This is a genomic window from Desulfogranum marinum (assembly GCF_963675105.2).
Classification (GTDB): Bacteria; Desulfobacterota; Desulfobulbia; order Desulfobulbales; family Desulfobulbaceae; genus Desulfogranum; species Desulfogranum marinum.
The window spans coordinates 543,859-566,575 of sequence record NZ_CAXXRO010000004.1 but is presented as its reverse complement, the minus strand read 5'-3'; the positions used below and the strand labels follow the sequence as shown (position 1 = coordinate 566,575).

19 protein-coding genes are annotated in these 22,717 nt (G+C 42.7%); all 19 read left to right on the top strand.

The window, feature by feature from the left end; all coding sequences use genetic code 11:
- The first annotated feature begins 1,064 nt into the window (after nt 1–1,064).
- On the top strand, nt 1,065–2,195 hold the full coding sequence (gene dnaN, locus ACHZCY_RS11415) for a DNA polymerase III subunit beta (protein WP_205222383.1): 1,131 nt from the start codon (nt 1,065–1,067) through the stop codon (nt 2,193–2,195).
- A gap of 18 nt (nt 2,196–2,213) precedes the next feature.
- Nucleotides 2,214–2,690 carry an asparaginase domain-containing protein gene (locus tag ACHZCY_RS11410; protein WP_319548981.1) on the top strand — a complete coding sequence of 159 codons (477 nt, stop codon included), beginning with the start codon at nt 2,214–2,216 and terminating at the stop codon, nt 2,688–2,690.
- Between the two features lie 84 nt (nt 2,691–2,774).
- Entirely contained in the window at nt 2,775–5,186 is a 2,412-nt protein-coding gene (gene gyrB / locus ACHZCY_RS11405; protein ID WP_319548980.1) for a DNA topoisomerase (ATP-hydrolyzing) subunit B, read from the top strand.
- A 69-nt stretch (nt 5,187–5,255) separates the two neighbouring features.
- Entirely contained in the window at nt 5,256–7,745 is a 2,490-nt protein-coding gene (gene gyrA / locus ACHZCY_RS11400; protein ID WP_205222380.1) for a DNA gyrase subunit A, read from the top strand.
- A complete protein-coding gene (locus ACHZCY_RS11395) occupies nt 7,726–8,748 on the top strand; it encodes an NAD(P)H-dependent glycerol-3-phosphate dehydrogenase (RefSeq protein ID WP_319548979.1) in 1,023 nt (340 codons plus the stop codon). Before gyrA ends, ACHZCY_RS11395 begins: the two co-directional genes overlap by 20 nt.
- A gap of 77 nt (nt 8,749–8,825) precedes the next feature.
- Nucleotides 8,826–9,905, top strand: coding sequence for an META domain-containing protein (locus tag ACHZCY_RS11390; RefSeq protein WP_319548978.1), 1,080 nt, complete (start codon nt 8,826–8,828; stop codon nt 9,903–9,905).
- A gap of 149 nt (nt 9,906–10,054) precedes the next feature.
- Nucleotides 10,055–11,728, top strand: a complete 1,674-nt coding sequence (locus ACHZCY_RS11385; RefSeq protein WP_319548977.1) for a sensor histidine kinase — start codon at nt 10,055–10,057, stop codon at nt 11,726–11,728.
- A 64-nt stretch (nt 11,729–11,792) separates the two neighbouring features.
- On the top strand, nt 11,793–12,443 hold the full coding sequence (locus tag ACHZCY_RS11380; RefSeq protein WP_319548976.1) for a response regulator transcription factor: 651 nt from the start codon (nt 11,793–11,795) through the stop codon (nt 12,441–12,443).
- A 538-nt stretch (nt 12,444–12,981) separates the two neighbouring features.
- Nucleotides 12,982–13,374 (top strand): response regulator, encoded by a 393-nt coding sequence (locus ACHZCY_RS11375; RefSeq protein ID WP_319548975.1) that lies wholly within the window; start codon nt 12,982–12,984, stop codon nt 13,372–13,374.
- Between the two features lie 321 nt (nt 13,375–13,695).
- Entirely contained in the window at nt 13,696–14,649 is a 954-nt protein-coding gene (locus ACHZCY_RS11370) for a hypothetical protein (RefSeq protein WP_319548974.1), read from the top strand.
- 37 nt (nt 14,650–14,686) lie between these two features.
- Complete coding sequence (eutM, locus tag ACHZCY_RS11365) at nt 14,687–14,974, top strand: ethanolamine utilization microcompartment protein EutM (protein WP_205222373.1); 288 nt, start codon at nt 14,687–14,689, stop codon at nt 14,972–14,974.
- 77 nt (nt 14,975–15,051) lie between these two features.
- Complete coding sequence (gene pduB / locus ACHZCY_RS11360; RefSeq protein ID WP_205222372.1) at nt 15,052–15,867, top strand: propanediol utilization microcompartment protein PduB; 816 nt, start codon at nt 15,052–15,054, stop codon at nt 15,865–15,867.
- A gap of 14 nt (nt 15,868–15,881) precedes the next feature.
- The gene (locus tag ACHZCY_RS11355; protein WP_319548973.1) at nt 15,882–17,549 is read left to right on the top strand and encodes a propanediol/glycerol family dehydratase large subunit; all 1,668 of its coding nucleotides are present in this window, start codon (nt 15,882–15,884) and stop codon (nt 17,547–17,549) included.
- A 23-nt stretch (nt 17,550–17,572) separates the two neighbouring features.
- Nucleotides 17,573–18,211 (top strand): propanediol/glycerol family dehydratase medium subunit, encoded by a 639-nt coding sequence (locus tag ACHZCY_RS11350; protein WP_205222370.1) that lies wholly within the window; start codon nt 17,573–17,575, stop codon nt 18,209–18,211.
- A 43-nt stretch (nt 18,212–18,254) separates the two neighbouring features.
- Nucleotides 18,255–18,761 (top strand): diol dehydratase small subunit, encoded by a 507-nt coding sequence (locus tag ACHZCY_RS11345; protein WP_394713433.1) that lies wholly within the window; start codon nt 18,255–18,257, stop codon nt 18,759–18,761.
- 13 nt (nt 18,762–18,774) lie between these two features.
- The gene (locus ACHZCY_RS11340; protein WP_319548971.1) at nt 18,775–20,592 is read left to right on the top strand and encodes a diol dehydratase reactivase subunit alpha; all 1,818 of its coding nucleotides are present in this window, start codon (nt 18,775–18,777) and stop codon (nt 20,590–20,592) included.
- Between the two features lie 4 nt (nt 20,593–20,596).
- Nucleotides 20,597–21,127, top strand: coding sequence for a glycerol dehydratase reactivase beta/small subunit family protein (locus tag ACHZCY_RS11335; protein WP_319548970.1), 531 nt, complete (start codon nt 20,597–20,599; stop codon nt 21,125–21,127).
- The gene (locus tag ACHZCY_RS11330; RefSeq protein ID WP_319548969.1) at nt 21,127–21,951 is read left to right on the top strand and encodes a BMC domain-containing protein; all 825 of its coding nucleotides are present in this window, start codon (nt 21,127–21,129) and stop codon (nt 21,949–21,951) included. Before ACHZCY_RS11335 ends, ACHZCY_RS11330 begins: the two co-directional genes overlap by 1 nt.
- A gap of 76 nt (nt 21,952–22,027) precedes the next feature.
- Nucleotides 22,028–22,651 (top strand): hypothetical protein, encoded by a 624-nt coding sequence (locus ACHZCY_RS11325; protein ID WP_205222365.1) that lies wholly within the window; start codon nt 22,028–22,030, stop codon nt 22,649–22,651.
- Nucleotides 22,652–22,717 lie beyond the last annotated feature (66 nt).

Here is a 22,717-nt window from a genome sequence, read left to right as displayed (position 1 = left end):
AACATTCTGTTCTACTCCGGATCGACAAAGATTCCTAAGCAGTTTTTCTCTATTGCCATTCCTGATATTTATCATAATAAAAAGTAACTATTTACCTGTACTTTGATTGTTTTTATACTTTTTAAACAGTCTTTCTTAATAACTGTATTATAATAGTGTTGATAACCTGTTAATAACTCTGATTGAATATATAAATTAGATTTATCAACTCCCATTAAGCAGGGAGCAAACATAATTATTAAGTATAAATAGTTAATAAAATTAATTATTTATACTTAATACCAACATCCAAACACCCTTAATAGCAATAACAAAGAATTATATAAAAAAAACTTATTATTATGACCCTTCGAATAGCCACTTATTTCCTTACGGGGATAATTTTTCTACTAATAATCGGGTAAACGCTAAATTCCGAGGGATTGGGTTTTAACAGTCTGAGATACCTAAAAATTAATTTCTACCCTGTAAGATATAGTCGACCATATATACAGACAGTAAGAGAAGAGGGAGATCTTAGCAGACAGGATTTATGTGATCCATTTGATCAAACAAAATACACGGCCCTCCAGATTATCAATTATCCTCAATTCCAGGCCGCTCAGAGAATCTACAAGAATCAAATTCTTCATGGATTATTCTATCAATTCAACCTCGACGATTACGTCCCTTTATCTTTCAATATTTCATGGCAAATTAGTGCCTTCCATGGTGCCGGATAAGAGATTTAATAGGCTTCTATCAGATAAAGTGCTGAAAGCTATTTTTTTGGGTCTTATTTGTAGTTTTCAGATGTGCTGAAATGATATTATTTATTTGATATTTCAGTTTTTTTGGGGTATTTTCAGAACCTTTATTAATAACTTTATGATAACCCTGTTCATCATATGTTAATAACTCTGTTTTGACAGAAAAAATGTGTTTTTCAACGAATGATTAAAAAGAGATGAACTTTGTAATAAACTTTAAAAAGTTAATTAAATTAATAGTTTATATTTAATACCAACAAACAAACACCTTTAATAACAATAATAAATTTATATATATAAAGAAGGATTATTAATATGGCCTTTCAATTCAACATAAGCAGGGATGACTTACTTAGGGCAATCAGCACCCAGCAAAACATTACCAGCAAAAAGGGAACCCTGGCTATTTTATCAAATGTTTTATTGGAAGTAGGGCATGATAAGGTAACGTTTACCGGCACAGATTTAGAAATAGGTCTAAAACAGACCGTACCCGCAGAAGTCCTCTCACCAGGTAGTTTAACCTTACCGGCTAAAAAATTGTTTGAGTTGGCAAGGGAATCCGGATCATCGGTTATTGCATTTAAAGAAGAGAAAAAAAACTGGGTAGAAATTACAGCAGGACCCAGTGTCTACAGATTGGCCGGAATGCTAAGCGATGAGTTTCCGCAATTTCCTGAATACAATGAAGAAGCCATGGTGAATGTTGACAGTACCATCATTGCCGATCTTGTCGATAAAACAATTTTTTCCATTGCCCAGGATAAAGAAAACATGTTCAGTCTCACGGCTGCGCTTTTTCAAAAAGTAAAAGAAGAGGATAAGCTTTTTTTAAAAATGATCTCTTCTGATGGCCATAGATTGACAATTATGAGCAAAGAAGTTGATGAAAGTTTAAACAGCCTGGAAATGAATCCAATTACTCTCATTCCCCGAAGAGGGGTTCAGGAAATCCGAAAATTTTGTGATAATGCAGATAATTTTTCCTTTGGTATAGAAGAAAAGCAGGCTGTTTTAAAGAGTAATGACAGTTTACTCATTATAAGATTAATGGAAGGAGAATTTCCTGATTATCAATCTATATTACAAGGTCTATCAAGTGATAATACAATTCTCATTGATCGTATTCGTTTTTTAGAGAGTTTAAAGAGAATAAACCTTTTTACAGAAGATCTATTCCATGCCATTAAGATGGAAATTACAGACACTAATATGGTGCTTACTTCACAAAATGCCGATTTTGGATCGGCAAAAGATGAGTTTACTGTTGAGTACGAAGGAGAATCTCTTTCTATGGGATTTAACTGCAGGTACTTTATGGACACCCTTCAAGTAATAGATGGAGATGTAATTAAGGCAAGTATAAATTCAGATGCAAGTCCATGTCTTATAACTTCTGATGATGATGAAGGTTTTATAAGTGTTATTATGCCTATGAAATTATAATAATAAATAGATTATAAAATGAATATTAAAATATTCACTACCGGAGGGACCATCGATAAAATCTATTTTGATGCTAAAAGTGAGTTCCAGGTAGGAGATCCTCATATACAAGAAGTTTTGGAAGAAGCAAATGTTGTTTTTTCTTATCAAATAGAATCGTTACTTAAAAAAGATTCTTTGGAGATGACGGATGCTGATCGCCAATACATTTTGGACAGTGTAAAGGCGGATTCCCATCAAAGAATACTCATCACCCATGGTACCGATACCATAGTGGAAACAGCAAAAAAACTTTTATCGGTAGATAAAACTGTTGTTTTAACAGGATCCATGCAGCCGGCTAAACTCAGGAATAGTGATGCTGTTTTCAACATAGGATATGCTATTGCCGCCGTCCAAATTCTTCCCAAAGGCGTTTATATAGCTATGAATGGGAAAATATTTGACCCTGAAATAACCTCGAAAAATGTAGCCAAAAACAGGTTTGAGTCCTGATATTTTCCAATCTAAAATATAAAACCAACTATCAATTTGATAGAAAAGGTTTTTCCTCTTGTTAAATTCATAAAAAGGAAAAAAGTGAGCGAACAGAATCATTCGTCGTATGATGCGGATCAGATAAAAGTTCTGGATGGACTTGAAGCCGTAAGAAAAAGACCGTCAATGTATATCGGTAATACGGCTGAAGAAGGATTACATCATCTCATTTATGAGGTTGTGGATAACTCCATTGACGAAGCTCTAGCAGGTTACTGCGACAGAATAAGGGTTACCATCCACCAGGATAATTCGGTGACGGTTACTGATAATGGCAGGGGTATTCCTGTGGATATGCATCCTACAGAAAATATGTCTGCGCTGGAATTGGTAATGACAACCCTCCATGCGGGCGGAAAATTTGATAAATCAAGTTACAAGGTATCCGGCGGATTGCACGGGGTTGGTGTTTCTGTGGTCAATGCCCTCAGTGCTAAAGCGTATGCTGAAGTAAGGCGCAACGGTAAGCTTTACAAACAGACCTATGAATTTGGTCTGCGAACAAGCGAACTGGAGGAAATAGGAAAAAGTGAAAAGACCGGAACTACCATTTATTTCACTCCTGATGCTTCCATTTTTACGGAAACTACCGTCTTTAAATATGAAATCATTAAAAACAGGTTACGCGAACTGGCCTTTTTAAATAAAGGCATTCGAATTTATCTCAAAGACGAGCGATCAGGCGAAGAGGATAAATTTCATTTTGAAGGCGGTATTACCTCTTATGTTGAGTATCTCAACCGGAAAAGAACAGCCATTCACGCAGAACCCGTATTAATTACCGGAGAAAAAGAAAACGTTCAGGTAGAAGTATGTTTCCAGTATTTTGATGGGTATTCGGAACGGGTTTTTTCTTTTGTTAATAACATTAACACCAGGGAAGGCGGTAGCCATGTCGCCGGATTCAGGGCATCACTTACAAAATGTATTAATAGGTATTCAAGCGATGACGTAGTCCCTAAAAATCTGAAAGAAAAAATGGGTGGTGATGATGTCCGTGAAGGATTGACATGTATTATATCTGTTCGTGTACCAGATCCCCAGTTCGAAGGCCAGACGAAAACAAAGTTGGGCAATTCTGAAGTAAAATCCATTGTTGAGTCTATCTGCAATGAGAAACTTTCCACATACCTGGAAGAGAATCCTGCAGTAGCCAAACGTATTCTTAGTAAAGCTGTTGAAGCGGCAAGAGCACGAGAAGCAGCGAGAAGAGCAAGGGAACTGTCACGTAAAAAGGACGGTCTGTCTGTAATGATGGCCGGAAAACTCGCTGAATGTCAGAGCAAGGATCCTAAAGAAAGAGAAATATTTATAGTCGAGGGTGATTCTGCAGGCGGTTCAGCAAAGCAGGGCAGGGATAGAGCGGTGCAGGCTATCCTTCCTTTACGTGGCAAGATTATGAATGTGGAGAAGGCGCGCTTTGATAAAATTCTTAACTCCGAAGAAATTAAACAACTCATAGCTTCTCTTGGCACTGGAATAGGGCGAGAAGAATTTGATGTAGAAAAACTGCGCTACCATAAAGTTATAATAATGACTGATGCCGATGTGGATGGAGCGCATATTCGAACTCTATTGCTCACCTTCTTCTATCGCCAGATGTTACCGTTGGTTGAAAATGGTTTTGTCTATATTGGCCAACCTCCCCTCTATCGCCTCGGACGTGGTAAAAAGGAGCAATATTTCATAGATGACGAAGCACTGAACACGCATCTTTATTCCCAGGCGAGTGAACTTTTCAAGGTTTATACAGACCGGGATACAGAGATAAGCGGTCTAGAAATGGTTGATATCCTGAAAAAATTATCTTTTTTTGAAAAAATCATAAACCATCTGGATAGGATGAATATCCAGGAGGAAATGACGCTGTTTCTGTTGGAAAATAAAGTCCAGTCAGCAGATCAGTTTAAGGAAAGAGAGTTTATTGAAATGTTAGTGGAAAATTTGGCGCCCTTAAAGCCTGTTATAGGTAATATTCGACCATGTAGGTGGCGACCTTCCTGCTATGAAGTAGATGTTACTTTCCGCGGCCAATCGCTGCTCATGTCTACCTTGGGACCTAGTATTCCACTTATTGGAGAATATCGCCAAGCTTTAGATATTTATAAAGAAATAAGCGATTATATAAAAGGCTCTTTTAAACTGGTACGGACAAGTGCCACCGGTCAAGAAAAAGAATTGGAAGCTGCAGACTGGCATGCACTAATAGAGCTGGTTCGTAATGAAACCTTTAAAGGCAGTCATCTCCAGCGATATAAGGGTTTGGGTGAAATGAATCCAGAGCAACTCTGGGAAACAACAATGAACCCGGAAAACAGAACACTGGTACAGGTTAAAATTGATGATGCTGAAATGGCGGATGATATTTTTTCCACCCTTATGGGCGACAAGGTGGAACCAAGACGTGAATTTATCCAGAATCATGCCCTGGAAGTAGCAGATCTCGATATTTAATAGTCTTTATAACCGATCGATTTTCAGGCAAATTATTGCGTTTAAGCAAGATGTAATCAGGATTAAGTAATGACAGAATCTTCTGAAATAACAGAAATGGAAAAACCGACCATATCAATCGAAAAAGAATTGCGTAAATCATACCTTGATTATGCAATGTCGGTCATTATTGGAAGGGCGTTGCCGGATGTACGGGATGGATTAAAACCAGTGCATAGAAGGGCACTTTTTGCCATGCGTGAACTGGGGAATACCTATAATCGTCCTTATATCAAATCAGCTCGTATCGTGGGTGATGTTATAGGTAAATATCATCCTCATGGCGATACCGCAGCTTATGATACCATTGTCCGTATGGCCCAGACTTTTTCCATGCGTTATCCTCTGGTTGACGGCCAGGGAAACTTTGGCTCCATGGATGGTGATTCAGCTGCTGCAATGCGTTACACTGAAGCACGAATGACCAAGCTCGATCAGGAAATAGTAGCTGATCTGGATAAAGACACGGTCGATTTTGTTCCCAACTATGACAACTCCCTTGAAGAGCCTTCGGTTCTTCCTTCAAAAATTCCCAATATTCTCATTAATGGATCTGAAGGTATCGCGGTGGGAATGGCTACCAAAATACCTCCACACAACCTGACCGAAGTTATTAATGGCCTTATTGCACTCATAGAAGATGCAAATATAACCATTCACCAACTGATGGGAATAATTACGGGACCTGATTTCCCTACCGGCGGTTTTATTTGCGGAAGGGCTGGTATTCGTGAGGCGTATGAAACAGGCAGGGGTGTGGTTATTATGCGCTCCTGTACGCATGTCGAACCACGGAGTAAAAACAGTGAATCAATCGTTATTACTGAGATTCCCTATCAACAGAATAAGGCAACTCTGGTTGAAAAAATTGCTCAGTTGATGAAGGAAAAACGAATAACATCGATTGCTGAAATACGTGACGAGTCTGATCGGCAAGGTGTTCGGATTGTTCTCGATCTTAAAAGAGATGAGATTCCCGATATTGTCCTTAACCAATTGTTTAAAATGACGCCGCTGCAAAAAAGTTTTGGTATTATTTTGCTGTGCATTGTCAATAACAAACCGGAAGTTCTTAATATTAAACAGGTTCTGGAACACTTTTTGGCTCATCGCCGAACTGTGGTATATCGTCGGACTGCCTATGAGTTGCGCAAGGCTGAGGAAAAAGCCCATATTTTAGAAGGCTTAAAGATAGCTATCAGCAATCTTGATGAAGTTGTAGAACTTATCAGGGCTTCCGCCAATCCGGCAGAGGCAAAGGCTGAATTGAAAAGCCGTTTTGAACTTTCAGATATTCAGGCACAGACTATTCTGGATATGCGTTTGCAAAGGTTAACCGGTCTGGAAAGGGATAAAATAATAAAGGATTATAATGAGATTATCGAAAAAATAGCCTGGTTAAAAAAGGTGCTCGGCGATGACGATCTTGTTATTCAGATTATCCGTGAAGAACTGGATCAGATAAAAGAAGAGTATGGTGATGAGCGTCGCACGGAAATTATCGATGCCCCTGATGATATCTTGCCTGAAGATATGATCATACCTGAAGAGATGGTCGTGACCATCTCTCACACAGGGTATATAAAGAGAAACCCTCTAAATCTCTACCGGGCTCAGCGAAGGGGAGGTAAAGGGGTCAAAGGAATGACTACTCTGGAAGATGATTTTGTGACCAACCTGTATACGGCCTCGAATCTAGATACTTTTCTTTTCTTTACCAATACGGGCAAGGTTTTCTGGAGAAAGGTGTATGAATTGCCACTTGCAGGAAGGGCTGCACGGGGAAAGGCTGTGGTTAATCTTCTTGAACTGGGCAAAGAGGAAAAAGTAGCGGCCGTTCTGCCCATTGCAGATCTTGCCAATGTGGATGATTCGCAGACCGTGTTGACTGTCACCAAGCTTGGCAGGGTCAAGAAAACATCTATAACAGAATATAAAAGACCATTGCGTAAGGGTAAACTCGGCCTGACTATCAAAGATGAGGATGAAATTCTTACGGCTGCTCTTACCACAGGCGATGATGAGATTTTCCTGGTCACCAAAAACGGGCTTTCCATTCATTTTCATGAATCGAACGTGAGAACCATGGGCCGCCTGGCAGCCGGAGTTAAAGGTATAACTTTAGCTGAAGACGATGAAGTTGTCGGTGTATCTGTTATCAAGAGCGATGATTCCATCTTAACAGTTACCGAAAACGGGTACGGTAAACGCACAGCAGTAGCAGAGTACAAACTGCAGAATAGAGGTGGCAAAGGGGTTTTTGCTATAAAAACCAGCGAAAGAAACGGGAAAGTTGTCGGTGTGTTACCCGTTGTCGATGAAGATCAGGTTATGCTTATAGCCAATTCAGGTAAGGTTATTCGTATGCCCATGGATACTATTCGTATAATAGGCAGAAATACCCAGGGTGTACGTCTTATTAACCTTGAAGATAATGAAATTGTTGTCGGCATGTCTATGCTTGCCCGTGAAGAAGAAATGGTGGAGGATATAGAAGACAATGATAATTCCGCAGATTAAGAAAACAGCGGTCATTGGTGCTGGAAGCTGGGGAACGTCTTTGGCAGTGTTGTTGGCCAAAAAGGGTGAACAGGTCTGTCTTTGGGGACATGAACCTGAGCATATTGATAGGCTAAAAAAAGACCGTGAAAACAAGATGTTTTTACCGGGTTTCAGCCTGCCTGCCGCTCTATCTCTGACAAGTGATATTCAAGAAGCCGTAAAGGATGCACAGTGTGTGGTAATGGTCGTTCCTTCACACGTGTATAGAGGCGTGTATAAAGCGGTTTTACCGCTGCTTGTTGATTCTGCTCTGGTGGTTTCGGCGGTTAAAGGAATTGAAATAGGCACACGGATGACCATGAATGAAGTGATGGTTGATGAGAGCAAACAATCACATCATAAATACCATTACGGCGCTCTCAGCGGACCCAGTTTTGCAAAGGAAGTAGCAGCGGGACAGCCTACGGCTGTTACTGTTGCCTTTAAAAACGAAAAAGCGGCCATAGCTGTGCAAAAACTCTTTTCAACAGAGCATTTCCGTACCTATTCCTCTGTAGATGTGGTTGGTTTAGAAATAAGTGGTGCCATGAAAAATATTATTGCCATAGCAGCCGGTATATCTGATGGGTTGGGTTATGGCTTGAATACCAGAGCAGCACTTATAACCAGGGGACTGGCTGAGATAAGCCGCATGGGTGTGGCTCTTGGTGCTGATAAGGCAACATTTGCCGGCTTGGGAGGAATGGGAGATCTGGTACTGACCTGCACCGGTGACCTGAGTCGTAACCGTACAGTGGGCCTGGCGCTTGGAGCGGGGAAAAAACTAGATGCTATTCTTGCGGAAATGACCATGGTTGCAGAAGGGGTCAAAACCACCAAATCCTGCTATAACCTGGCAAAAAAACTCGATGTTGATATGCCTATTCTTGATCAGGTCTACCAGGTTATCTATGAGAATAAAGAATGCAGGGCGGCTGTAAACGATCTTTTCGGCAGGGACTTAAAAAAAGAAGACTGCTGAGAAAACCTTTTCTGAAAATATGATGTTTGGGTAGTCTCCATTATCTCTTGGTCTCGCCTCTATCACATTGGTGCATAATGAATAATACATGGAAAAATATCCTTTCTTTCGTTTTTCTAGTCATACTGATTGTCGGATGCGCCTCCCAAAAAGTAGATGTGGTTGAGAGTACATCTAAGGAGCAGGTCACTAGTTTTCCAATTGATCTTCCAGTAAGCTTTAGCGGAAAAATAGGGTGCCCTGAATGCGATTTTGTAAAAATTGACCTGAATCTTCGACCTGATCACCTCTACCAACTTCGTAAAACCTGGTATCAAGGAAATGAGGTTATAAAAAGCGAAGCGCAGATGCGAAAGTGGCGGTTTGATGAGAAGAACAATCAGGTTATTCTCGGCAAAGGTAAGGGAAACCTGAAGACATACGGGATAAAAGATGCAGAAACACTCAGCTTCCTTGATTTAGAGGGAGAAGCGGAGAGTGAGCTGATAGATTATGAGCTGAAAAAAAAGCAGACTTTTGATCCTTTTCCTGATGTGGTGAAAATACGAGGTATGTATAGGTCTTCCGGCAACACCCATGTCTTACAGGAATGTTCCAGTGGGCTTTATTTTCCTGTTGATCCCAGCGGCAAATTCACTGAACTTGACAGGGCTTATCGCAATACACCCCATGAAAAAAACAGAGCATTATTGGTTTCCTTTCAGGGAAAACTTCTTCCAACCAGAAAAGGAACTCAACAAAGAGATAAAGATATTATGGTGGTGACCGGTTTCAACAGGCTGTATCCAGATCAGGACTGCAATGGTAATATTGTGAGAAACAACCTCTTTGGTATCTATTGGACAGCGGTTGAAATTGATGGAAAGAAGGTGGAAAAACAAATAAAAGCACCTTTTTTTGAGCTTGATGCTAAAGGAAATAAGGTAAAAGGTTATGCTGGATGTAACCGATTTTTCGGTACCTTTCTCTTTAAAGGAGATGTCTTTATTTTTAACAAACTCGCCTCAACTCGAATGGCCTGTCCCGATAGTGTATCCATGGAAAGCGTCTTTTTTGCTGCCCTTGATAAGACAGAGTCTTATCGAATAGAAAAGGGTATGCTGATTCTTCTTGATAAAAATGAAGAGGTGACCATGAGACTTCAAGGGAAAAAATAAGTTTTTATGTTACATGGAGCTTTAATAAATAATAGATAACCAAATAAAAAATGGACCAGCAGAGGTAAACAGCAGAAACTGATACTATACAAAAAACAGTTTTTAGATGAATACGGTGTCACCTTGTCTTTCCAAATACGAGCTGGGTTATGATACAAAATGATATCCATTTATTAGACCTCATCAGCAGAGATAAACTTGAAGAAATACTCTATCATTTTACTCAAGCTACCGGCGTTGCATCCATTATTACCGAAATAAATGGTGAACCTATAACAACGCCCCAGAATTTCACTTCTCTGTGCAGTAAATTTTGCCGTTCTACCGTCGAGGGTGTCAAACGGTGTTATGATAGTGACAGTTACGGCGGACAGGAGTCGGCACGTCAAAGAAAATTCGTTATTTATAAGTGCCTCAATGCTGGTCTCCTGGACAGTGCCTTTCCTATTGTAATAGATGACATGCATCTTGCCAACGTACTCATGGGGCAGGTTCTTGAAAAGCCTATGGAAAAGTCTGTTGCTATTCAAAAAGCAACGGAAATAGGTGTGGAGGATATCGACGGATACCTCAACGAATTGCAATCTGTACCCATCGTTGATAGAGATCAGCTAAAAAAAATTGCCGGACTTATGGCCGTGGTAACCCGCACTATAAGTGAACTGGCTCTCCAGCAATATCTATCCTATAGAAGATCAAGACGTTATCTCAACAAGTTGGTCAACTCTGTTTCTGACGGCATCATTGCTACTGATGGAAATTTCCTTATCACAAAGATTAATGAAGCCGGCGCGACGATGTTTGGCATTGATAAACTAGAGATAGTAGGCAATTCCCTATCCTCGCTCTTTATAGATCCCACTGCTATAAATGCTTTCCATACAATTGTAGATCTTGGCGAAGAAGAGAGTGCCCGATTTGAACTTACAGCAGTAGATAGTGACCTGAGAAATTTTCCGGTCCAGCTCGCACTTTCTGGTATTAAAAGCAACAGTGAAACAGAGGGCTTTGTCGCGGTTGTTAGGGATATAACAGAAGAAAAAAAAGTAGAGAAAATGAAAGAAGATCTGGTCGGCATGCTTACCCATGATATGGGAAACCCGATTATTTCCATTCAGAAAGCTTTACAGATTCTGGTAGATCAGATTTTGGGTGAGCTCAATGTGACACAAATGGAGATGCTTCGCCTCGCCTTGGGCACAGGAAACCAGCTTTTGGGACTGGTCAGTGATTTTCTTGACATTTACCGTAGCGAAAATGGTCAGTTTCTACTGAGAAAAGAACTGTTGAGCATGGAGTCGGTACTCATGAAAAGTATCGAACAGGTACAACTTTTTGCTATGGAAAAAAAAATAGGAATCAGTTTTGTTCCCAGTGAAGAGCTAAAAAAATTTAATGGAGACCGCACTCGTCTGCTGAGAACGTGTGTTAATCTTATAGATAATGCAATAAAATATAGTCCGGAAAGCTCGAAGATAGAAATTTGTATAAAAAAAGTGATGTTAAATGAAGAGGAAAGTATTCCCACACGTATTCTAAAGCGCCTTCGGCAGGATATACCTTATTGCCTTGTGACAATTACGGACTATGGGGCAGGGATACCTGAAAAATATCAAAAAGATGTTTTTGACAAATTTTTTAGAATTAAAAATGAAGACGGTATATTGAAAGGAAGGAAAGGAACAGGCCTTGGTCTCTCTTACTGCAGATTAGTGGTGTACGCCCATAATGGATATATATGGGTGGTTTCACCAATCAAGGGGTGGGATGATAAGCACAATAAAGGATGCATGTTTAACTTTGTTCTACCATTGGTTGACTAATAGTGTGTTAGGGAAAAATTGTTTCCGACAATATCATCGTAATCGTTTTTCATAGGGAAGAAATATGGAACAAGAGAATAATATAAAAATATTTCTTGCCGATGACCATCCTTTGATTCGCACTGGTTTGAAACACAGCCTTGATCAAAAAGATGGGTTTGTCCTCGTAGGGGAAGCTTCCGATGGATACAGCGCTGTTGAGCGCATAGGTGAGCTTTCTCCTGATATAGCATTGATTGATATGGATATGCCTGGTCTTTCAGGAGTTGCTGTTATCAGGGTTCTCAGAAAAAATATGCCGAATTTGAAGCTCTTGATCTTGTCTACTTTCAATGAAGAAAATTTTGTAAGAGAGGCTATGGGAGCCGGCGCTGATGGGTATCTCTTAAAGAATGTTCCTCTTGATGAACTGGAAAATATTATTCGCTGCTTCTGTGCGGATAAAGAGTGTTTTTCACCATATTTAGTTAATCTTGGTATGAAAGAACGACTCGATGATAACAAGCGTGAACAGAAGCATTATGGGCTTACTGCTAGAGAAATTGAAGTACTCAAATATATCTCTTTGGGAACGCCTAATAAAGAGATATCAACAGAGCTTTTTATTAGTTTGGAAACTGTAAAAAGTCATGTGAAAAATATTTATAAAAAACTGGGAGTCAGAAATCGTGTGGAAGCCGTCAGGTTAGCTTCGGACAAAAAACTCCTTGAATAGTGTTGGTTTCTCCCCCCTGAATGACTCTTAAAGGGGATATAATACCTCCCTTTCGAGGGATTGTATCCTCAACCTGTTATTGTACCTTTTAGACGAGGTATGGGCGTCCCTCTCGTCGGTAACTTGTTTGTGCTTATGTCCAATAATATCATTAAGCACAGCCTGATACTACCCGAATTCTTCATGAACATTGTGTCAACGTGTCAAATTACACACAATTGCTACATGGTATACAAACTACGATGAAGTTGAAATTTTTTCACAATGTTCACCAAAGGTTAGTCCATCCAGTATCATTTTCCTCAGCTTTTTTGCAATGAATATAGGCTACTATTATAGAATTATATAATTACCCGGAGTCTACGCTTACCCGGAGTCTACGCTTACCTATTCACTACCAAAAAAATTGAACTTGACGCCGCCTGAACTGATGAAAAATTCACGGTAAATGCCCTGCTGTCAAAAAGTAAATTGAATACCATTGTTAAAAATATGTATTAGATCACCATTATTTTAGGTGCTTTTTTTTGAGAAAAAAATGAAGAGTAAAAGAATTTTTATAGCAGGAGATGATCCTCTATTTCGAGTCAGTCTCAAGATAGAACTTGAGCAGATAGGTAATTTTCAAGTTGTAGGAGAAGCTCGAAATGCAACAGCAGCCGTGTCAGGTATCTGTTCTTCTGTTCCAGATCTTTCAATAATCGATTCAGCACTTCCTGGTCCTTCGGCTGAAAAAAATATAGTCCGTCTTCGCCAAGTTATTCCTGGGATGAAAATCGTTATGCTGGCGACATTTGGAGATGATGACATTATTAAATGTTTTATGGCTGCCGGTGCCGATGGCTACATTATGAAAAACACAGAAAATCATGAAATAATTAAAAAAATTAATTATTTTCTGGATAAAAATAAAACCTCTCAATCAGAATAAAAATCTCTGTTTTCTTTGATTTTCCTCTCCCATTCTTTTGTAAAAAGACACCTTCCAATTTAAATTTCACCCCCTCATATCCCCTTTTTCTCCCCTTAAAGGGGGATGCTATTTCCTCCTTTGACGGGATTGTTATCCCTTTACAAAGTTGATTAATTAGTAACTTAGAATTGTTCCTGTAAAAGAAGAGCAGGCATGCGATGTTCTTTTGGTCCAGCCATAACAGTCTGGAACTGCTTCGGCCGTACAAGAATAAGTTCATTGATATTCCTTGGAATGTATCTGTTCATCTAAAAAAACTTAGTAAAGGAGGCAAGTGAAATGGATCCTATGAGTTTAAGCACTTTATTAATCTGCTTCGGAGGAGGAGTAGTGGGTGCCGCCCTTGGAGGACTGTTTTCGTTCGTGATCTGCGGGCTGGCTGTACTCGTAGGGTGCGTTGTCATTATGAGCGGTGGGTCGGAATTTATTCTTTTGCAGGTTGGTTTGGGCCCTATTTTCGGACCGCATGTGGGGGGATTTACCGCAGGGGTTGTTGCTGTAACGTATGCAGCAGGTGTGAAAAAGAATCTGGCCTCAGCAACAGGTAAAGATATTCTTTCTCCCCTTGTAGACACTTCGTGGGATGTATTGATTGTAGGTGGGGTGGCCGCTGTTATCGCTCACTTGCTTCTGCAGGTTTTGGCACAGATCCCTGTTATCAATACGTTTGATATCATTGCACTAAATGTTGCCATTATGGCAATTGCTGCTCGTGCTCTTTTCAATCAAGAGATGCCGTTCGGCAACCTGGATTCCATCAAGAAAAATGGATTGCTCGGTACAGACAAAGGAGCACTTTCTTGGGTTCCCTGGGCAGCAGCACCTTCCAAATTAATTACCATCGGGCTTGGCGTTGGTCTGTTGTCCGGTGGCCTCGCAATGGGCGTTAAAGAGGCGATGGTGGCGAGCGGAACCTACGCAAATCCAGGTGGTCCCGTTGTACCTGTAATTATCTGTTGGTCACTGGCAGCCATATCGTTGATAGCGCTGGAGCTCGGCACCGGTGAAATACAGAAATTCCCAGTATGGCACTGTCAGTCGATCCTTTCGGCCATCGCTTTTCTCACATTTGACTCAATCCTGATTGCCGGAGTGGTAGGGATACTCGCAGCACTTCTACAGGAACTGATGGCACGACTGTTCTGGAACCATGGGAGTAATCATATAGATCCTCCAGCATGCGCTATCGCCGTTGGAACCTTTATTATTAATATGGTTAGCAAAGTTGTTTAGCTAAATCAGTACATTACAAAGCATAGGAGAAATCGTTATGACAAAAGAAGCATTAGGAATGATTGAGACAAGAGGGTTTGTAGCCAACATTGAGGCTGCTGACGCCATGGTAAAGGCGGCTAATGTAGTACTTGTGGGAACTAAACAGATAGGTTCCGGCCTGGTGACAGCCATGGTCAGGGGAGATGTAGGTGCTGTAAAAGCTGCAACAGATGCAGGTGTTGCAGCTGCAGAGAGAGTCGGCGAGGTCGTTTCCGTACATGTTATTCCAAGACCGCATCAAGATGTAGAATTCATTCTGCCTGAAGCCGCTAAAAAAGCATAATACACGTGTTGTTCCTGTGATTTTTTATCCGCAGTTTTACCGGAAAAACACTGGAAAGACTTGAGAGGAGATATCCAATGTCAGAAGAATTGATTCAAAGAGTAATGAAAGAGGTAATGAACAGAGTAGGCGGTGATAAAACCGAAGCTGCACCAGCACCGGCCGATTCCCCAGCCCCGCCATCATTTGATGATGCAGCTGACTTGATCAAGGTTACTGAGTTTGTTGGTGCAGGAATGGGCGATACCATGGGTATCGTTATTGCCAACCTCGACCCGGCAATTCATGAATTAATGGGTTTTGATAAAAAGTATCGTTCAATCGGCGTTATTGGTGCAAGGGTCGGAGCTGGGCCACACCTGATGGCGGCTGATGATGCTGTTAAAGCCACCAACACCGAAATCATTAAAGTTGAAATGCCTAGAGATACCAAGGGTGGTGCAGGTCACGGTAACTTGATTGTTTTTGGTGCTGAAGATGTATCCGATGCACGAAGGGCCGTTGAGGTAACCCTTGATGTGCTACCAAAGTATTTTGGTGATGTGTACGCCAATGAGCAGGGATACACAGAAAACCAGTATTCAGCACGTGCCAGCAAGTGTCTGCAAAAGGCGTTCAATACCCCGGAAGGCAAGGCTTTTGGACTCATCCTTGGCGCTCCTGCTGTTGTAGGCATGCTGATGGTTGATACGGCTGTTAAATCAGCAGATGTAGAGGTTGTAGGGTATGGCTCACCTGCCCATGGAACATCTATGAGTAACGAGGTGTTCATCTGGGTAACAGGGGATTCCGGTGCCGTGCGTCAGGCTGTTATTGCAGGTAGAGAAGTCGGCAACCAATTACTTGGTGCATGGGGCGAAGAGCCTAAATCCATGGGTACCCCCTACATTTAAGGAGGGAAGATAAAATGGCAAAGCGTCAGAAACGATTCGAGGTACTCGAAAAACGAGCCGTCAATAAAGACGGTTTTATCAAGGAATGGGTTGATGTAGGGCTTGTCGCAATGGATAGCCCCAACGACCCGGTTCCTAGTATAAAAATAGAAGGTGGCAAGGTTGCCGAGCTTGATGGAAAAGCCCGGAAAGATTTCGACATGATCGATAGCTTTATCGCTGATCACTGTATAGATGTTGCAGTTGCTGAAGAAGCCATGGCAATGGATTCAAATGAAATTGCCAGAATGCTTGTTGATATCAATGTTCCGCGCAAGGATGTTGTTCGACTCTCTGTTGGGATGACCCCTGCAAAATATGTTGACGTTCTCAAGCGGCTCAATGTGGTTGAAATGATGATGGCGATGCAAAAGCTTCGTCCGCGTAAAACCCCTGCCAACCAAGCGCACGTCACTAATGTTAAAGATTCACCAGCCTTGTTGGCTGCTGATGCTGCAGAAGCAAGTTATCGCGGATTTGCTGAGATAGAAACAACCGTTGGTGTAGGACGATATGCACCAATGAACGCCATGTGTCTGCTTATTGGTGGACAGGTTGGTCGTCCTGGTACCCTTTCCCAGTGTGCTGTGGAAGAAGCGCTTGAGCTTCAAATGGGTATGCGTGGTCTTACAGCGTACGCAGAAACTGTTTCCGTGTACGGAACAGAGCAGGTGTTTGTTGACGGTGATGATACTCCTTGGTCCAAAGCATTTCTTGCTTCTGCTTATGCTTCCAGAGGTATCAAGATGCGCTTCACCTCTGGTACCGGATCAGAAGTACAGATGGGATATGCCGAGGGCAAATCCATGCTGTATCTGGAAATTCGCTGCATTATGATCACCAAAGGTGCTGGTGTGCAGGGGTTGCAGAATGGTTCTATTTCCTGTGTTGGTGTTCCCGGATCTGTCCCTTCAGGCGTGAGAGCTATTCTTGGCGAAAACGTAGCAACCGTTCTCAATGACCTTGAGGTTGCTTCTGGTAATGATCAGACCTTCACCCATTCTCCCATCAGAAATACTGCTAGGATGCTGATGCAGATGCTGCCGGGTACAGATTTTATTTTTTCCGGCTACAGTGCATCTCCTAACTATGACAACATGTTTGCAGGCTCTACACACGATGTAGATGATTACGATGATTATCTGGTGCTTCAGCGTGACCTCCAGGTAGATGGTGGACTCAACCCTGTTGATGAAGAGGGTGTTATTGCTGTTCGTAATAAAGCTGTCAAGGCTCTTCAGGCTGTATTTGAAGAATTACGACTTCCACCTATTACTGAAGAGGAAGTTGAGGCTGCCACCTATGCCCACGGCACTAAAGATATGGGTGATCGTAACATGCCTGAAGACTTGCGTGCCATTGACGCCATGATGGCTAAAGGAACAACCGGTCTTGATATCGTTAAGGCGCTGTCTAAGCATGGTTTTTCTGATATCGCAGAATGTGTGCTTGGCATGCTTAAGCAGAAAGTATCTGGTGATTACCTCCAGACTTCAGCAATTATCGACGAAAATTTTGAAGTTATCAGTGCAGTTAACCAGCCCAACGACTACCAGGGTCCTGGAACCGGTTACCGTCTCGAAGGAGCACGGTGGGAGCTTCTCAAGAACATACCTCAGGCTATCAGCCCTGAAGATATCTAACCTGGACAGGAGGTTTGTAGAAGATGAATATTTCCCAGGAGATGTTGAAAGAAATCATCCTTGAGGTCGTTGAGCAAATGGACGGGGAGACAAGTAGCTCCCTTTCTGCGACCGAAACTGTTGCACCCCTGAATCTAAATGAAATAGGGCCTGCAACAAAGGGAACCAATAAAGGTGAAGTTGTTATCGGCATTCCGCCGGCATTCGGCAACACCATGACCAAGACAATCATTAATATTCCCCATAATGAAGTCTTGCGAGAGGTAAAAGCAGGGATTGAAGAAGAGGGACTGACCCCGCGTTTGGTAAGAGTGTATAAAACTGCAGATGTCGCATTTATTTCTCATGAAGCGGCAAAACTGAGCGGATCCGGAATCGGTATTGGTATTCTTTCCAGGGGAACAAGCGTTATCCATCAGGAAGACCTCCCACCATTGCAGAATCTGGAGCTCTTTTCTCAGGCACCCCTTGTTGAATTGGAAACCTTTCGCAACATGGGGCGTAATGCGGCCAAGTATGCAAAAGGTGAAACACCCAATCCTGTTACAGTAAAAAATGACCCAATGGCACGGCCCAAGTACCAGGGACTTGCAGCTCTCCTGCACAATAAGGAAGTTGAACTGGTACAGCAGGACCACCCAACAATGGAACTGCAAGTTTAATTTTTGAATCATTATAAGGAAGAGAGATATGTCACAAAAACAGATTGATCCGGCTCTTATAGCCAGTGTGGTCGAAAGTGTGATGGCAACCATGGGCGGTGGTTCGTCTGCAAGCGCAGCTCCTGCATCCGGTACGGCTGGAAGAAGTGTTGCTGATTATCCTCTGGGAACCAAGCGACCAGATATGGTGAAATCGGCCAGCGGACTAAGACTTGCTGATATTACCCTTGAAAAGGTCGTTTCCGGCGAAATTAAGTTTGAAGATGTGAAGATTCGTCCGGAAACCCTGGAGCAACAGGCAGAAATAGCAAAAAGTGCAGGTCGTGCATCCATTGCTTCAAATCTGAAGCGGGCTGCGGAAATGACACGGATTCCAGATGAGCGTGTACTTGAAATGTACAACGCCCTGCGGCCATACCGTAGTACCAGGGAAGAATTGCTGGCAATGGCGTCTGAGTTGGAAACCAAGTATCAGGCAACCGTGTGTGCCGAGTTCGTACGCGAAGCGTGCGAGGTGTACGGCAATCGGGACCGTTTAAAAAAAGCCTGAGAGGTAGCATGACATGGCCTATGTAGCCGGCGTGGATATTGGAAACAATTCTACAGAAGTAGCCTTGGGTAAAGTCGGGGAGAGTGGAGAGGTAACTTTTCTCTCCAGCTCCCTGGTAAGGACCTCTGGAATCAAGGGTACGTTGAAAAACGCGTTTAGCGTTATCGACGCGCTCGACCTTGCCCTTAAAAAAGCATCTCTTTCACGCAAAGAGCTTTCCTCGGTTCTACTTAATGAGGCCACGCCGGTTATTGGCGATGTTGCCATGGAAACCATCACCGAGACCGTTATTACCGAGTCGGCCATGATAGGGCATAATCCGTCTACTCCTGGTGGGCTGGGGCTTGGTATCGGTAAAACCATTAATATTGAAAGCCTGCCTGGTGCCGCCACAACAGATAGCTTTATTGTTATTGTTGCTGGTAGCGTAGACTTTGAAAAAGCAGCGCTGTTAATTAACCAGGCTTGGGAGCGCAATCTTACTATTAGCGGAGCCATTGTCCAAAAAGATGATGGTGTATTGATCCATAACCGCTTGAACAGACCTATTCCGATTATTGATGAGGTCCGCTACATCGACAAAATTCCACTTGGAATGGAAGCAGTGGTGGAAGTTGCCGAACAGGGAAAGAGCATTGATAAACTTTCCAACCCCTACGATATAGCCACTCTTTTTAAGCTTACTCCAGAAGAAACTCGCCATGTGGTACCTATTTCCAGAGCATTGATGGGTACACGAAGTGCTGTAGTTATTAAAACGCCTCGCGGTGATATCCAGGAGCGGCGAATTGCAGCTGGAAAGGTCACCCTTATTGGTGAAACAAGCAAGGCGGTTGTCCCGGTTGAAGAGGGTGCTGAAGTATTGATGGAAAATGTGGTCAAGGTTGCACCACTTGTCGAGATTCAGGCTGAGCCGGGGACCAATGTTGGCGGAATGTTTGAAAATGTTCGTAAAGTTATGGCAGAGCTCACCGACCAGCCTGTCAGTGATATCACAGTCCGGGACATCATAGCTGTTGATACCCTTGTTCCACGCAAAGTAACTGGTGGGTTAGCTGGTGAGTTTGCAATGGGCAATGCTGTTGGCCTGGCAGCCATGGTGGAAACCCAACTACTGCCGATGAAGCGCCTTGCAAGGAAGCTGGTTGAAGAAATGCGGGTTCCTGTGGAGGTTGGTGGTGTCGAAGCTGATATGGCCATCATGGGCGCTTTGACTACACCAGGAACAGATAAGCCGTTGGCCATTTTAGATTTAGGTGGTGGGTCGACCGATGCCTCAATCATTGATTCTAAAGGCGAGGTTAACCGGGTACACCTTGCCGGGGCTGGTGACATGGTCACCCTGCTTATTGATCGCGAGCTTGATATTCATGATATCGACCTTGCAGAAAAAATAAAAAGGAACCCGCTGGCCAAAGTCGAAACACTTTTTCACGCGCGTCATGAAGATGGGAGTGTTCAGTTTTTTAGCGAACACATTGATCCGAGACTCTTTGGTCGGGTGGTAGTGGTAACCGATGAAGGTATGATTCCTGTTGAACCTCAGGAACACTTACCCAAAATCATGGAGGTGAGGAGAAAGGCCAAGGAAAAGGTTTTTGTCCAGAATGCACTTCGAGCCCTCAGAGTTGTAGCACCTAACGGCAATATTCGTCTTATTGATTTTGTTGCGCTTGTGGGTGGATCAGCGTTGGACTTTGAAATACCCAAGATGCTTTCAGATGCATTGGTGGAATACGGGGTGGTTGTCGGCAGGGCAAATGTTCGCGGATTAGAAGGACCCAGAAATGCAGTAGCTACCGGGTTACTGCTTGCAAACCAGCATAGGTGAACAGATGACAACAAAAGAGCAGCAAACCTTTGTTGAAACCATGCCGGTTGTCTGGATCTATGTTGCACCCCCTTCAGCTGACCAGTCTCTGCAGTTCATTCAGCTTGGCCTTGAAGAAGAAGGGATTCCGTGTGCGGTAAAGCATGTGGAGGGAAACTCAGCGCATGAGCTTGCCGCTGAAGCTGCAAAAGCATCTTCTTTAGGTGTTGGGGTTGGTCTGGTTGAAATATCTAAAGAGGCAGCTTTGCATCACAGAGATTTGCCCAATGAAAAAAAGTTAATTGAGATAAAAGAAGATATTTATAATTCCGGTAGTTTACGCAGGTTAGGAGCTAACTCTGCTCGTTTTGTAAAGGGAACTCCCTTGATGCCGGTTGTGGCAGCTGAGGTTGAGTACCCCGAGTTGTCAGGACGTAGCGAAGGTGAAAGCAAGGCAAACCAGAACACCCATGCAGATGAAATCGATTTAAAGCTGTTGATTCGTATTGTGGTTGAAGTCGTGGGGAAACTAAATTCAGGAAAGGCGGATTTGTGATGAAGGGAAGCTTGGGGCTTATTGAAACACGAGGGTTTGTTCCTGCAATTGCTGCAGCCGATGCCGGAGTTAAGGCAGCAAATGTATCACTGCTTGAGTGTAAACTTACATGGCCTGCACTTGTCACCATAACATTTCAAGGAGATGTGGCCGCTGTCCGGGCAGCAGTAGCATCAGGTGGCGCTGCCGCGAACGCAGTTGGTGAAGTTGTTTCGACCCATGTGATTGCCCGAGCGCATGCAGCTTTTGACCACGTTACTCCTCCCCCTTTTACAGGGCAAGACGATGCTGATGAGGGGCAGCAACAGAAAAAGATACTTGTTGTACCGACAGCCCAACAAGAACCGCAAACAAAAACAGTTGCAAAAAGAACCGTCAAAAAACGTACAACAAGAGCTTCTGTAAAACAGAAAGCAGCAACGGTTAAAAAGAGAACGATCAAACCAGCACCAGCTAAAAAGGTTGCGACCCAAGTAGGGAATGAATCTGCGCAGGGAAAAGCGGTAGATGTGGAGGCTGGAGTCCATGATACGGATACGACTGATAAGAAAGTGGCAGCAGGTACAGGAACAGTTGAAAAAAGAACGGAAAAAAAAGCAGCAGAAAGTGCTCAACAGACTGGAGCGGCAAGATCGGCCACCAAAACAACACAACGAAAAAGAGCCGTAACAAGCCGGAAACGTCCTCTTAGGAAACGGCAAGCTGCAACCAGGAAAACAACCTCGACAGCACCTTCGGTTCAATCAACCGCTGAAAAGGGAAAAGCTGCAACGGGTGAATCTTCTCCAGAGAAAAGCAAAGCCAAACCAACTGATAAAAAATAACAGCCAATAAGAAAATCCTGAAAGTAGAAAAGAGTCTGCATTAAGGATAATTGATACCACTGAAAAGGAGTAAAAAATGACTGATCTTCGCACCTTTGTTTACCTTGATCGTTTGCAGCCACAGTTTGCTGCCTACCTTGGCGCCAATGCGAGAGGATATATTCCCGTACCGGGAATGGCTGCAACATTTATTGAAATTGCTCCAGGTGTTCTCATTAACGAAATAACCAATGCCGTTGTCAAGTCCGCCGATGTTCAGCCGGGGCTGATGGTTGTTGAAAGGGTGTTCGGCGTTCTTGAGTTTCATTCAACAAAGCAGGCAGATGTAAAACATGCAGGTGATGCAGTGCTCAAGACCTTGGGCAAAAAGATGACTGACCGGGTTAAGCCAAAGGTCCTTAGCTCGCAAATCATCAACAAAGTAAATCCATACCATGCGCAGATGGTAAATATTTCCAGGATGTCGTCTATGCTTCTGCCTGGTCAGGATCTGTATATTCTTGAAGTACAACCTGCTGCCTATATTGCTCTTGCAGCTAATGAGGCGGAGAAAAACTCGAATGTAACCCTTGTTGACTGTCGTGTTTTTGGCGCTGTCGGGAGACTCTACCTGGGAGGTCGGCAGTCTGATATTGAGAGGGCTGCTGGAGCTGCAGAGGCTGCAATCAGCAAAGTGACAGGTGTTGAGTCCAAAAAATAAAGAAGGTGAAACCCGTTTGTGCCACATAGCGTATCTGTGGACTTTGGCAGATTCTGAAGCATGTGG